The sequence below is a fragment of the Marivirga harenae genome (assembly GCF_030534335.1).
Classification (GTDB): Bacteria; Bacteroidota; Bacteroidia; order Cytophagales; family Cyclobacteriaceae; genus Marivirga; species Marivirga harenae.
Genome location: NZ_CP130565.1, coordinates 3,679,458 through 3,693,955, shown reverse-complemented (window position 1 = coordinate 3,693,955; position 14,498 = coordinate 3,679,458). Strand labels below are relative to the sequence as shown.

General features: G+C 35.2%; 14 protein-coding genes. 13 read left to right on the top strand and 1 reads right to left on the bottom strand.

Going from position 1 to position 14,498, the window contains the following annotated elements; genetic code table 11:
* The first annotated feature begins 47 nt into the window (after window positions 1–47).
* The 13 genes from Q3Y49_RS15685 to Q3Y49_RS15625 all read left to right on the top strand — a co-directional run bounded on the left by Q3Y49_RS15685 (window position 48) and on the right by Q3Y49_RS15625 (window position 13,513).
* Window positions 48–3,116, top strand: coding sequence for a tetratricopeptide repeat protein (locus tag Q3Y49_RS15685; RefSeq protein WP_303269454.1), 3,069 nt, complete (start codon window positions 48–50; stop codon window positions 3,114–3,116).
* Window position 3,117: 1 nt separating this feature from the next.
* Entirely contained in the window at window positions 3,118–4,806 is a 1,689-nt protein-coding gene (locus tag Q3Y49_RS15680; RefSeq protein ID WP_303269452.1) for a TonB-dependent receptor, read from the top strand.
* A 155-nt stretch (window positions 4,807–4,961) separates the two neighbouring features.
* Complete coding sequence (locus Q3Y49_RS15675) at window positions 4,962–5,738, top strand: SPOR domain-containing protein (protein WP_303269450.1); 777 nt, start codon at window positions 4,962–4,964, stop codon at window positions 5,736–5,738.
* Window positions 5,739–5,749: 11 nt separating this feature from the next.
* Window positions 5,750–6,427 (top strand): MotA/TolQ/ExbB proton channel family protein, encoded by a 678-nt coding sequence (locus tag Q3Y49_RS15670; RefSeq protein ID WP_303269448.1) that lies wholly within the window; start codon window positions 5,750–5,752, stop codon window positions 6,425–6,427.
* Window positions 6,428–6,433: 6 nt separating this feature from the next.
* Window positions 6,434–6,829, top strand: a complete 396-nt coding sequence (locus tag Q3Y49_RS15665) for an ExbD/TolR family protein (protein WP_303269447.1) — start codon at window positions 6,434–6,436, stop codon at window positions 6,827–6,829.
* Complete coding sequence (locus tag Q3Y49_RS15660) at window positions 6,822–7,670, top strand: hypothetical protein (protein ID WP_303269446.1); 849 nt, start codon at window positions 6,822–6,824, stop codon at window positions 7,668–7,670. The genes Q3Y49_RS15665 and Q3Y49_RS15660 overlap by 8 nt, the downstream gene beginning before the upstream one ends.
* A 22-nt stretch (window positions 7,671–7,692) precedes the next feature.
* Window positions 7,693–8,994 carry a bifunctional folylpolyglutamate synthase/dihydrofolate synthase gene (locus tag Q3Y49_RS15655; protein ID WP_303269445.1) on the top strand — a complete coding sequence of 434 codons (1,302 nt, stop codon included), beginning with the start codon at window positions 7,693–7,695 and terminating at the stop codon, window positions 8,992–8,994.
* Window positions 8,995–8,996: 2 nt separating this feature from the next.
* The gene (gene trmB / locus Q3Y49_RS15650) at window positions 8,997–9,662 is read left to right on the top strand and encodes a tRNA (guanosine(46)-N7)-methyltransferase TrmB (protein ID WP_303269444.1); all 666 of its coding nucleotides are present in this window, start codon (window positions 8,997–8,999) and stop codon (window positions 9,660–9,662) included.
* Window positions 9,650–10,312, top strand: a complete 663-nt coding sequence (locus Q3Y49_RS15645; protein WP_303269442.1) for a phosphatase PAP2 family protein — start codon at window positions 9,650–9,652, stop codon at window positions 10,310–10,312. The genes trmB and Q3Y49_RS15645 overlap by 13 nt, the downstream gene beginning before the upstream one ends.
* Entirely contained in the window at window positions 10,309–11,244 is a 936-nt protein-coding gene (locus Q3Y49_RS15640; protein ID WP_303269440.1) for a succinylglutamate desuccinylase/aspartoacylase family protein, read from the top strand. The genes Q3Y49_RS15645 and Q3Y49_RS15640 overlap by 4 nt, the downstream gene beginning before the upstream one ends.
* Before the next feature lies 1 nt (window position 11,245).
* On the top strand, window positions 11,246–11,848 hold the full coding sequence (locus Q3Y49_RS15635; RefSeq protein WP_303269439.1) for a sugar transferase: 603 nt from the start codon (window positions 11,246–11,248) through the stop codon (window positions 11,846–11,848).
* A gap of 172 nt (window positions 11,849–12,020) precedes the next feature.
* The gene (locus tag Q3Y49_RS15630) at window positions 12,021–12,725 is read left to right on the top strand and encodes a response regulator transcription factor (protein WP_303269438.1); all 705 of its coding nucleotides are present in this window, start codon (window positions 12,021–12,023) and stop codon (window positions 12,723–12,725) included.
* 68 nt (window positions 12,726–12,793) lie between these two features.
* Entirely contained in the window at window positions 12,794–13,513 is a 720-nt protein-coding gene (locus Q3Y49_RS15625) for an SDR family oxidoreductase (protein ID WP_303269437.1), read from the top strand.
* Between the two features lie 76 nt (window positions 13,514–13,589).
* On the opposite strand, the gene Q3Y49_RS15620 is transcribed toward Q3Y49_RS15625, so the two are convergent.
* On the bottom strand, window positions 13,590–14,447 hold the full coding sequence (locus Q3Y49_RS15620) for a M57 family metalloprotease (protein WP_303269436.1): 858 nt from the start codon (window positions 14,445–14,447) through the stop codon (window positions 13,590–13,592).
* Window positions 14,448–14,498: the final 51 nt, after the last annotated feature.

The window sequence follows — 14,498 nt, the reverse complement described above, 5'->3', positions numbered from 1 at the left end:
TTCGAACACTTTGAAAAAGAGTTTTTAATAGACACATCACCATAGGAATGAATAAATATATTGTAGTAATAGGCTTTGTTTTTTTACTGCCCCTTCAATCTTTTAGCCAATATGCCTTCGTCAATTCAGGAGCTAATGATATCTATCAAGAGGCAATCGAGGCTTTTGAGCAAAAGCAATATACTACAGCTCAAAATAAATTCGAAGAGTATAGAAAACTTCAAGATCACGAACGAATAAAAGCAGAAAATGCAACTTATTATAGTGCTTTAATTTCTATTTACCTCTATCAGTCGAACGGAGAGAACAGAATTAAATCGTTTGTTAAATCAAACCCTGCCCATCCTAAAGCACTGGAAGCATATTACGAACTTGGTAATTTCTATTTTCGGGAAAAGAACTATGCTAAAGCCATTCAATATTACGAAAAAACTGAGGGTGATAAATTAAAAGGAGAGGACAAGACTCATTATCAATTTAAAATTGCCTATGCATATTTTAGTAGAAAGGCTTTTCAAGAAGCTTTACCATACTTCAATTCATTAAAAAGGCGGGACAATCAATACCAATCAGCTGCAAATTACTATGCGGGGTATATTTATTTTGATAAAAAGCAATTCGATGAAGCTTTAATTGATTTAGAACGGGCAGCGGAGAATGATGATTACAAAATTTCTACTGCCAATATGATGGCTAATATTTATTATCAAAGAGGCCAATATCAAAAATTAATTGATTATGCAGAAGACTTGATTCCTCGCCTGAATAGGTTAGAAGCCTTAAATATTAAGTTGTTGATAGCAGATGCTTATTTTGAGCAAAATAATTATAAACAGGCAAATGATTATTTTGAAGAATATAGAAGTGAAAATAGAAGCAAAATGGATAGGGAATTGCTCTATCGAATGGGTTATGTGGCTTATCAATTGCAAAAATATGAAGAAGCCATCAAACTATTTGAGGAAGTTGGAATTGCAAAAGATTCTTTATCACAGTTTAACGCCTACTATCTAGGGGAGTTATATTTGAAAAAAGAGAATTATAGATTTGCTTCGAACGCTTATGAGCAAGCGAAACTTCTGGATTTCAACCAAGATATTGCAATGGAGAGTCATTTTCAATTGGCTAAATTGCAATTAAAGCAAGGGAACACTACCAATGCAGTAGAAGAGCTTTCTTCTTACATTAAAAATTATCCGAAAAGCCCATATTCTACCCAAGCGAATGAATTATTAAGTGAAGCCTTTCTGAATTCCAATGCCTATGACAAAGCCATTGAATTCTTAGAATCAATTGAGAATAAATCCTTGAAGCTAAAGGAAGCTTATCAAAAAGTTACCTTTTATCAAGGTGCTGAATACTTTAATCAGGCAAATTATTATCGCGCCATGGAATTATTTCAAAAATCCGTTGATTATCCGCAGAATATCAGTCTATTAGGGGAGACTTATTTTTGGATGGGAGAATCCTACTCTACTGGAAAGAAATATAAGGAAGCCATCGCATCATACGAAAAATCATTTAAATCAAGTAAAAGGAGTGACAATTGGTTTGCTAATCTAAATTATGGATTAGCTTATGCTTTTTACAATGATAAGCAATTTGAAAAATCTCTACAGTATTTTAAAGAATATTTAAATAATGGTAAATCAGCCACTTATTATGCAGATGCTATTGTTCGCTTGGCAGACTGTTATTATGTAACCAAGAATTATCAATTAGCGATTAACTATTATCAAAAGGCGATAGATGAAAGAAACCCTAATATTGACTACGCATATTTTCAAAAAGGGGTCGTTAACAGCATAACGGGCAATAATAGTTTAGCAAACCAGAGTTTTGATAAGGTTATATCGGATTTCAGAAATTCTAATTATTATGACAATGCCTTATTTCAAAAAGCTCAATTAGCATTTGAATCAGGGCAATATGAAAAGTCAATTGATGGGTTTTCTTACTTATTGAAGAATCTGCAACAAAGTCCGCTGCGTCCTTTTGCTTATTCAAAAAGAGCTTTAGCATATTTCAATTTACAGCGATATGAGAAAGCAGAAGAAGATTATACTTTGATTTTGCAAAATTACTTAACTCATTCGACCGCAAATGGTGCGTTAGCTGGTCTACAGGAACTGTATTCAATAATGAATAAAGAAGGGGATTTGGATCAATACTTATCAGCTTATAAAAATGCAAATCCTAATGATGGTGAGGTGACAAAAATTGAATTTGATGCCGCCCAATCACTTTATTTCAATCAAAAGTACGATAGAGCAGTATCTTCATTTAAAGCCTATATTCAGAACTATCCTGATCACTCTCTGACAGCGGAAGCACGGTACTATTTGGCGGACTCCTACTATAGGAATAATCAATTTGAAGAAGCATTGGGATTATTTTATGAAGTGGTTGAGGCTGACAATACCGCATTTAATAAACGCTCAATTCAAAAAATAGCAGAAATAGAATTGGTAAATAAGGATTACAGTAAGGCAAGATTGTACTTTACAAAACTTTTTGATCAATCTGAGAATAAAAAAGACAAGTACAACGCATATACCGGTCTGATGGAAATTGCTAAAGCAAATTCTGATTATAGTAAAATGATTTTGTATGCCGATTTAATTATGGAGGAAGCAGCAGTAAATGCTAATGCAATCAACGAAGCATATCTGAATAAGGGTATGGCTAATTATTACCAAGGAAAATATGCTGAAGCAAAGTCTAGTTTTCAAAGTGCGGTAAATGCAGCTAAGGACGAATTTGCAGCAGAGTCAAAATATATGATTGCCTTAATGGATTATAATTCTAAGAACTATCAGGAATCCATTAACGCATTATTCCAATTGAATAAAGACTTTGGGAATTATGCGATCTGGATTGGTAAATCATTCTTGTTGATAGCGGACAATTACTACGCAATGGATGAGATTTTTCAGGCTAAAGCTACCTTAAATTCAATAATTGAGAATGCAGATTCCAAAGTATTAAAAGACGAGGCGAAATTGAAGCTTGAATTAATAGAGAGTGAGACTGGAACAACTGAGGAGGGCCAGGATAGCAGCATGAATACTATTGAAATGGAAGAAGTAATTGAAAATGATTCTACTAAAAACTGAGATGTTAAGATATATTCTATTTATAATTTTTTGTTTCCCCTTCAGTTTAATAGGTCAAGATAACTGGAATCAGGAGGGTGATTTGGAAGATTCTCAAGTTATTATTGAGAAGGATCGTAAAATTGATCTACCGAGAGTGAATAGGGATTTCAAAAATGTACCTAAGATCAAAGGGAATCAGTCTCCTTTAGAAGTTGAATTTACTTCAAGGCAATTTGTGCCCAATCTTAGTAACTTGACTCCTAGAATTCGAGTGCTGACCATTCAAGATGAAAAGTTAGAAAAGTTGTATGCTAATCAAGTAAAATTAGGAGGGGGAAATTATGGAGCATCTTTTTTCGAAGGTGCTTTTGCAAGTAAAAGAAGTAAAGACAAAAGTTATGGGCTAAATTTATTTCATCAAAGCTTTGCTAACGGCCCTATAGATGGAAGAAATTCTGGTTCAGGATACCAAAAGGTAAACCCATATGGAAAGCTGATCTACCAAAAAGCGGTTATAAACGCTGGTGCTTTTTATGAGCGACATAACAACTATTTATACGGCTATGATACGCTCCTTACTTCAGAAGTTGATAGAGATAGTTTGCAAAGAACATTCCACACTATTGGTGCCAATATCTCCCTGGAAGATCTAAATGAAAATAGCCAATATCATTATCACTTGGACATGGATGCATACCAATTATTTACAAATATCAATAATTCTGAGCTTTCATTTAATTATAATTTGAAAAATAGCTTTAACATAAATGATGAATTTTTAATTTATTTTGGCGCTAATGGATTTATAAGTGCTTTAAAATTTGATGCACTTGACTCATCTCAAAATAGAAATTTACTAAGATTTAAACCGGGCGTAAAGTTTATTAGAGATAAACTAAAGATTGGCGTGGGTCTCAATATGGTGAGCGAGAATGACACGCTCCCAGGAATGAATAAATTTCATGTATATCCTGACTTAAGTATTGTGTATACACCATTTAATAAGTTAAGCATTTTTGGTGGCTTGACAGGAGATGTCAGAGGTAATCGCTACAGAGATTTTCTGATGGAAAACCCATATTTGGATAATGTTATAAGTGTGAATAATACTTTAATGCCATTTCAAATCTATGGTGGAGTAAATGGTTCCTTAAGTAATTTCTTAGGCTATGAATTTGGATTCAGTGTAGCTTCAGTTCGTCATAATTTTGGATATGAGGCAATCTACAGTGAAGCCGAAGGCGAGATTAGATACAGGGCTAGGTATTTTAATAATAATAATACAGAAGCTAATGTTTATGCCTCATTATTTACTAATATCGATAAGCTGAAGATTAATCTAAGAGGAGATTATTTCTACTACAATGTGGGGGAAACAGAGCTTATGCCTTTCCGTCCTAATTACACTTTGAGATTTGATTCCCATTATTGGTTTGCTAATAAACTTAAGATTGGTTTTGATGCCTATTTACAGGGGCGTATGAATAATGTCAATACCTTCATACAAGAAAACGCTAGTTATTCGTTCAATCTAGATGAATCTATCCCACCCATCTATGATTTAGGAATAAAATTAGGGTATCAGTTAAGTAATAGAAGTCAGATTTTCTTACATGCTAATAACCTGATAGCCAATAAATACGAGTTCTATTTGGGATATCCTAACCGTGGATTTCAAATTTTAGGAGGCTTTACATATTCGTTTTAATGTTTTTAATATCAATATTTGCCATTATATTTGATTCTAATAGGTAAAACTATTTATTATTGAGTATTGATTTTGATTAAAAACAATAGTTTATTGATAAAGTATTATAAATTTTTAATACTTTTAAGCTAGAGTAAACCTTAAATTACCAGAATATGGCCAAAAAGGACAAAAAAGACGAGGAGTATAAAGACGAAAACATACATAAGGAGCCCGAGCAAGATGATGAGGATTTCGGTTTGCCTGATCTAGACGAGGACGAAGAAAAGTCTGCACCTTCTGATGATTTTGATTCAGAAGATATTGCTACTACTCAGGATGAGTCTGAAATTGAGACTTCATTTGATACTTCTGAAACTACGGAGGATTCTCTTTCGCAGTATGCTGAAGAGGAATACGACCCAAATCCTTTTGGGGATGAAGAGGAGGAGGTAGAAGAGGAAGAGCCTGTTTCAACCTACACTCCACCTAAAAAACAATCGGCTGCACCAATAATTATTGCATTATCAATAATAATAATAGCTACTGTTGCAGTGATTTATTGGTTTTTCTTGAGAGAACCTGCGCCAGAGCCAGTGGTTGAAAAAGAGCCTGTCGAAGAAACCACACCTGTTGTAGTAGAAAAGCCCGTTGAGCCTGAACCTGAAGTAATTGAGCCTGAAGAGCCTGCAGAAGGACAAGTCAACACACTAAACTCGAGAACAGGGCGTTCTTATGTTGTTGTTGGTAGCTTTTTTGATGAGGATTTGGCGAAAGACTACGCAGAAAAGCTTACCAAAGATGGAACTAATGCTTTTATTATTCCACCTTTCGGTAAAAGTAAATTCAATAGAGTAGCTATTGAAGAAACAGAGAGTTTTGCTGCTGCGAGTACTCGAGCTACAGAATTAACAGGTCAATTTAAAGAGCAACCTTGGCCTTTGAAATATTGATATAATTAAATATGACACTATTACAAGTTACTACTGTTGCTGATTCAGCAATGGTTAACGCTTCTGAAGAAAGCGTTAATTTGTTTGACTTACTTTTAAAAGGGGGATATGTAATGATTCCCCTTTTGTTATTATCAGCTGCAGCAATTGCTATTTTTATAGAGCGGGTACTAACTATTAAGAAATCATCTAAAACCCCAACAGGATTGCTAAACCAAGTGAAATCATTGGTTTCTGATGGGAAAATAGATCAAGCCAAAATGATGTGTTCTCAGAACGAGACTCCAATTGCCAAAATGTTGGAGAAAGGTATTTCTAGAATAGGAAGTCCCCTTAAAAACATTGAAGTTTCTATAGAGAACGTGGGTAAGATTGAAATTTACAGACTAGAGAAGAATTTATCTTTGCTGGCCACGATTTCCGGTGCTGCACCTATGATTGGGTTTTTAGGCACGGTTACTGGAATGATACAGGCTTTTATTGCAATAGCTCAAGAAGAGGGATCAGTAAGTCCAAAATTGCTCTCTGAAGGAATCTATGAGGCTATGATCACTACGGCCGTAGGTCTTTCAGTCGGGATCATTGCTTATCTTGGTTATAACTATTTGGTAACCCAGGTGCAAAAGGTTATACATAAAATGGAATACACATCCGTTGAATTTATTGATTTACTTCAAGAACCTAAATAAAACGCTATGTCAATGAAATCTAGACATAATGTTGATCCTGCCTTTAGTATGTCATCCATGACAGATATCATTTTTCTCTTATTGATATTTTTTATGTTGACTTCTTCATTTATTACACCTTCTGGATTACCCGTTAATTTGCCTTCAAGTAAATCTACCAATATCGTAATGCAAAAAGTGAGTGTTACCATAACAAAAGATATGCTTTACTTCGTTAATGATAAGAGAGTAGCAGTATCAGATTTAGAGACAGCTATAAAAAGAGAGTTGCGGAATGCAGATGAGGGTGTAGTGGTGTTACACATTGACAAAAGTGTTCCTACAGAGCATTTAGTAAAAGTAGCCGGTATTGCGGCTTCATTAAAAGCAAAAGTTTCTATTGCGGCACAGCCAAATGAGTGATTATGCACATAGGGAAAAGAAAAATCGGATAATTGGAATATCCGTTTCTGTTGGGCTTCATATTTTGTTGCTCCTACTATTCTTGTGGGTAACTGCATGGAAAGAACCCTATCCTCCTTTACCAGAATATGGAATTGAACTAAACATTGGAATTGATAATCAAGGTTCAGGAAATGAGCCGGTCTCAGCACAACAAACTGAAGAAATTGAAGAAACTCCAACTGAGGAGACTGAACAGATTGTTGAAGACGAGGTAGAAGAAACTACTGAAGCTGAGGCTGAAGATATTGTTGAAGAGGTTTCTGAACCAGTCGAAGAAGTAGTTGAGGAAGCTGTTACGGATCAAGAAGCTCCAGTGAAAGTAGAAGATACGCCAACAGAAAAAGCTAAAGAAACAACGAAAAAGGAAGAGAAGGAAGTAAAGAAGGAAGAACCTAAGGCTAATCCAAATGCACTCTTCCCTGGAGACAGTAAATCTCAGGGCGAAACAAATGAAAAAAATGGAGATCAGGGCAATCCGGAAGGAGAAGTAGATGCCGAGGCGATGATGGGCCCGCAGGGAGGTGGGAGCGGTAGTAAGTTGGATATGTCAGGATGGAAGTGGGATTCTCCACCTAGACCAAATGATCCATCGCAACAAAGTGGAAAGATCGTTTTTGATATACGAGTGGATAATAATGGTGAAGTTATTTCAGTAAGAGCTATTGAAACTACTGTATCAGCGGAGGTGTTAAAAATATATCAGGATGAGGTGGCTAAATTATCTTTTAGTAGAACATCAGGAGGTAAAACTGCACCTCAATCAAAAGGAACTATAACGTTTTTAATTCGCTCTAATTAGATCTTCGAATTGATTATATAATATGACATACCAAGAAGCGGAAGCTTTTTTATTTGAACAACTGCCCATGTTTCAGCGTGTGGGAGGATCTGCTTACAAAAAGGATTTACATAATACTTTGGCTTTATTAGAGTCAATAGGAAATCCTCAGAAAAAAGGGAAGTTCATTCATGTTGCGGGTACAAATGGAAAGGGTAGTACTGCTTCATTCATTTCGTCCGTATTGCAGGAAGCAGGGTACAAAACTGCTCTTTATACTTCACCTCATCTCAAAAGTTTTACGGAAAGAATGAGGATCAATGGGATTCCAATTTCTGAAGCGGAAGTAATTAGGTATGTTGAAAAATTTAAGCCCGTTATAGCTGAATTAAGACCATCATTTTTTGAACTTACAACAGCTATGGCCTTCGATTATTTTGCAAGGGAAGAAGTAGATATTGCGGTGATAGAAGTTGGCATGGGCGGAAGACTAGATTGTACAAATGTGATAGAACCTTTACTATCAATTATCACACAAATAGGTTTAGACCACCAGCAATTTTTAGGAGATACCTTAGAAGAAATTACAAAAGAAAAAGCAGGGATTATAAAAAATAGTGTTCCCGTCATAACTTCTGTAAAGGAAAATGAACTGAGGTTGATTATTAAAGAGTTGGCCGATTCCAAGAATGCTCCTTTTATGGACAGCCAGGAATTTTTTAGTGTTTCAGTCCTTGAGGAGTCTTTGCCAGATTGGAAATTTAGTGCTGAGAATCTTAAAAGCAACGAAAAAATTGAGTTCGAATCTGGACTTTCTGCTACATATCAAATACAAAATTTGAAAAGCGTATTTACAGCTATTGAATTTCTAAATAAAAGCGGCTTTGGTATTTCTTCAAGTGATATTCAAAAGGGTTTGAAAAATGTAATTCAAAATTCGGGAATAAAAGGAAGGTGGCAAAGGATATCAAATACTGGTTCTAGCACTCCAATGATTGCTGATACAGGTCACAACATAACAGCATTTGAATTCATTACCAAGATGCTTCAGCAGGAAGTGTATGAGCAATTGCACTTTGTTTACGCCACTGTAAATGATAAAAAGCTAGATGAAATATTAGAATTACTTCCAAAAAATGCTATTTACTATTTCACCCAAGCTAATATCCCTCGCGCTCTGGATTCGAAGGAATTGAAAAAAATAGCTCAAGATTTTGGTTTGATGGGACATTCTTACGCTACTGTAGACCAAGCAATTAAAATAGCACAAAAAAATGCTTCAGATAAGGACTTAATTTTTGTCGGAGGTTCTACCTTTGCGGTAGCCGAAATTGCAAATCTGTAAAAATGAGTAGACAAAAGTTAAAAAGGTTTGAAGATTTACAAAATCGTCATAATGTGATTGAATATGATGATGACCGATTTCCAAACATTAGGTCAAACTGGGGAACATACATATTTAGGAATTCCAATCCTATAAATTTGGAGTTGGCATGTGGCAGAGGGGAATATTCTGTAGGCTTGGCAAAAGAATTTCCGGATGAAAATTTTGTAGGTATTGATATTAAAGGAGAACGCTTATGGCAGGGAAGCACAAAAGCGTTAGAAGAGGGCTTAGAAAATGTCGCCTTTGCTCGTCATTTTATTTTAGACCTTGAGCAAATGTTTGCAGAGGGGGAAGTGAAAGATATTTGGATTATTCACCCTGACCCTAGACCAAGAGATAGAGATGAAAAGAGAAGATTGACTTTTCATCGTTTCTTGGAAATATATAAGAGAATTCAAGGAGGAAAAGGGAGGATATATTTCAAAACCGATAATACAGACTTATTTAACTGGACACTCAATGAAGTTTTGCCAGCTAGGGAAGACATAAAAGATTTGCATTATACAGATGATTTGCATAATTCTGTATATTTAGGAGAGCATTATGGGATTTCAACTCGTTATGAAAGAAAATTTTCTAAGGTGGGAGAGACTATAAAATACTTAAGATTTGAATGGAAAGCTTAAAAGATAAATTACAAAGCCCTGCATTTTTGATGTACGTGCTTTATTTCTTAACAGCCTTGGCCTTAGTGCTATTTCTAGATAAGGGTACCTTCTTATTGTGGCTAAATAAAAGACATAATCCTTTTGGAAATGCCTTTTTTACTTATATCACTTATCTGGGTGAAGCACATATATTTATTATCACAGGCATTATTTTATTAATGTATAGAATTTACTTTGCTATTTTATTGACTTTAACTGGTCTAGTACATTTTGCAATTGTTCAATTTCTAAAAATTGTAGTATTCAATGTTAATCGGCCTGCGTTGCATTTTGAGGAATCTTTGTCCTCATTTAATTTGGTAGAAGGCGTAGAACTGAGCAACTTTTACAGTATGCCAAGTGGGCATTCTGCTTCGGCATTTGCCTTGGCAACGATTTTAATATTACTTACAAAAAATAAGCTTCTGCAGGTGATTTATATGTTACTAGCCATTTTAGTTGCTATTTCTCGGGTTTATTTGTTTCAACATTTTATGGTCGATACAATTGTGGGTGCTACCATTGGCTTATTGGTTTCTGGTTTTATATGGTGGTTTTTCTCCTTCAAAAATCAAAAGTTACTGTATAATGTAAGTGCCATGCATAAAGGATTAATTTTTAATAGATGATTTTACACGGAATTGAAATTGAGCCAGGAGAGGAAAAAGTGGTAGATGTGAATATTGCCAGACTCCCTTCGCATACTACTATAGACGTATCAATTACAGTGGCTAGGGCTGTTGAACCGGGGCCTGTATTACTATTGATGGGAGGTTTACATGGTGATGAAATCAATGGTTCTGAAATTGTAAGGAGAATGATCGAGAAAAACGATCATATTCCTAAGATTGGAACCGTAATCTGCATCCCTATTATCAATGTATATGGTTTCATTTATTTCTCTCGATATGTTCCGGATGGTAAGGATGTTAATCGATCATTTCCAGGAAATAAAAATGGTTCATTAGCTTCCAGGATGGCGTACTTTTTGACAAATGAGATTATTCCATTGATTGATTATGGAATTGATTTTCATACAGGTGGAGCCGATAGAACCAATTACCCTCAAATAAGATGTATGATGAAGGATGAAAAAAATGTGCAGTTAGCAGAGGCTTTTCATGCTCCATTTACATTAGATTCTAAATTTCGGCCAAATTCTTTGCGACAAACGGCCAATAAGTTCGGAAAGAATATTTTGGTATATGAAGGTGGTGAATCTTCCCGCTTCGATGAATTTGCTATTCGTGAAGGTATTAAAGGTACAAAAAGGATGATGCAACACTTGGGAATGTGTGAAGAATCTGAAAAAGCCAGTTATGAGAATTTAGTTATAAAAAACTCATCTTGGGTGAGGGCCAAAAAATCAGGTGTATTTCTTTCTGCTGTCAAAAGTGGGGATGTAATTAAAAAGAATCAGTTATTAGGACATGTGAATGATCCCTTTGGCGGCTTTAAAAGTAAAATTACTTCTTCAGTGAATGGTTATGTTATAGGTCTCAATCATAACCCCATTGTGCATCAAGGAGATGCTATTATGCATTTGGGCGTAATCAAGTAGAATGTACAAAAAATTTATTAAACCTTTTTTTGACAAGTTGACTGCCTTAATTGCTTTTTTAGTTGCAAGTCCAATATTTCTCGTGGTTGCTTTACTATTAGCAATATTTCAAAACGGAAAAATCTTTTTTACACAGAAAAGACCTGGTTTAAACGAGGAAGTATTCTTGTTGATTAAGTTTAAAACCATGAGAGATGATAAAAATGAAAAAGGGGAACTATTACCTGATTCAGAAAGACTTACTTGGATTGGTAAACTAGTAAGAAAAACGAGCATGGATGAAATCCCGCAGTTATTCAATATTATAAAAGGGGATATGTCTTTTATTGGGCCGCGACCATTGTTGGTGGAGTATTTACCTCTTTACAGTCAGCAGCAAAGGCAACGGCATTTGGTAACGCCAGGCATCACAGGTTGGGCGCAAATAAACGGCAGAAATACCATTAGCTGGCAAAAGAAATTCGAATATGATGTTTGGTATGTTCATAATCAATCCTTTCTGCTGGATTTGAAAATCATATTTTTGACCATTTTTAAAGTTTTCAAAGCAGAAGGAATCAGTGGGGAAGGGGTGGCTACAATGGAGAAGTTTAGGGGCAATTAACAGGGAAGGATTTCTTGCTTTACCTCAATATTAATAATTCACTTGATTTTCATATCTAATATTAAGTCTAGTTTACCTTCAGGTTATTTTCACTTTAACTTCAGTTTTTGAGGATATATTCATTCCGATTTTGTGCTTTCTTAGAGTAATAAATTTAAGGAGTATCTAAGAAATGCAACAAAGCAGAACTGCGGTAATAGCGGACGATGACAAGAGTACATTAAGGGATTTGGTGACCATTCTGGAATCAGAAAATTTCAATGTAGCTCTCGCCTTAGATACTCAACATGCAATCCAACTAATCAATAAACACCATCCTCAATTAATCATTTCAGAAATTGGTAATCAGAATTATGATGGGATTAGCTTATTTACTTACCTGAAAAATGAAGTTGCAATTAACGAGCTGGATACTAAAATAATAGCCCTTACTTCCAATAGTGACGAGAAATACGAAATCCTAAGTTATGAAACAGGGATTGATTTTTTCTTAAGAAAGCCACTACGGAAAAATGCTTTTAAAAAGAGGTTGTCCAAATTCTTTGACACAGAAGACTCCGTTTTCAATTTAAAACCGATTGAAGAATATGAAATAAGAGATCTGTATTTTGATGTTAAAAAGCGATTGTTATTTAAACTTCCCGCCAAAGATTTGTTACAGATTCAATCTAAATCTTATGAAATACTTTTATTTTTAGCACGATTTCCAAACCAAGTATTTTCTCGAGAGCAGCTTATGCAAGCTATTTGGGGTAATTCCGCTAAGGTTACTTTGCGTTCTGTTGATATTCATATCTTGAAAATTAGACAATTGCTCGGAGAAGGTTATATCAAGACCATCAAGGGAGTGGGCTATTTATTCAAGCAAAAAATCTAAGTTTCATCTAGTCATTTTGTAACCAATCATTTTTTTATCAGTTGATTGAAGGTAAACAAACTTATATTATGCAAAACTTAGAAAATAAAACAGCACTTATAACAGGAGGAAGTAAAGGTATTGGATATGGTATTGCAGAAGCATTATTGGCAAAAGGTATAAATGTAGCTATTACAAGTAGGAGTCAGGAGTCAGCGGATAAAGCTGCAGAGTCTTTAGCAAAAAATGCGAAAGCTGAGGTTTTAGGACTTCAAGCTGATGTGAGATCATTTGAAAATCAGCAAACATGTGTGAATGCCGTATTGGATAAATGGGGAAAATTAGATATCGTGATTGCGAATGCAGGTTTAGGACATTTCGCTCCTATTGATGAAATGGAAATTGATAAATGGAATGAAGTCATAGATACTAATTTAACTGGCGTCTTCTATACAATTAAATCTAGTGTTGAAGCATTAAAGAAAAATGGAGGTTATTTCTTCACAATATCTAGTTTAGCAGGCACTAATTTCTTTCCTGGTGGTTCAGCTTACAATGCCAGTAAGTTTGGTCTGACTGGTTTTACGCAATCAGTGATGTTAGATCTGAGACAAGAGGGTATTAACGTTTCAACTATAATGCCAGGGTCTGTGGCTACTTATTTCAATGATCACGAGCCGAACGAAAAAGATTTCTGGAAAATTCAAAAGGAAGATATTGGGCAGATGGTTGTTGATTTGTTAGAAATGAACCCAAGAACATTGCCAAGTAAGATAGAGGTGAGACCAAGTAGACCACCGCAGAAGTAGTTTTCACTTGTTTAGGAACTAAAAAAGGTCAGCATTTGCTGACCTTTTCAATTGTTACTGTTAACTCCAAATTGTATTAGTATAGGTATTCTAAAGCCACTCTATCGTAGTAACCAAATTCACCATCCTCATTTGCGCTGAAGCAAGCAAGCATTAATGAATTAGGATCAATATCAGTAGGAGTGCCAGGAATATGGATTGCTCCAACACCTGCAGTACCTTCACTTCCTCCAGATCCACAAGAATAAGAACGGTTAAACCAGTCGGTATGACGTAATCCTATTGAATGACCCATCTCGTGGCCAATTACATGCTCCACTACATTTGTGTCATATTGACTTGTACCTGAATTAATTCTGATAAACTTATTAGGAGCTCCTCCGCTTGGGAATCCGGCACTTCCACCGCCTCCGCCACTAACTCGGTAAACTACCATGTCATATGAGTTGTAATTAGTACCATAGGTTAATGTGAATGTTAAACCAGTGTTCAATGCATTGTAATTATCTACAGCCCATTGAAGAGCAGTTCGCATCTTCGAATCTAATCCATTAGCGTTGTTGCCAGTATAACCAATCACGTCTATTGTGCTATTTTGGCTCACAAGATTAGATGTGCGATACTGTTCAGCAAATTTACCCGTGTGGAATAATTCGCTCTCAGACATTTCCTTTAATTGTTTTTCTTCAATTAAAATGTCACCTTCTACTACATAATGGAATCCTTGATCTCCTGTAAGAGGGTTGTTGAACTTTTCACGATAAGCATCGCTCGGATCGAAACCAAGATCTTTTAACTGATCTTTCACTTCTTCTGACACAATACTTTCGTCAATTTGAGTTGCCATTTCTTCATCTTGCTGGCATGAACTCATGAATACTGTTGCGGCCATGAATGTTAGTACATACATGACACCTTTTCTTAAATTTGTCATAACTTTGTAAAATTTTAGTTAGGTTTGCAACATATAGTTTTAATTCTGAAT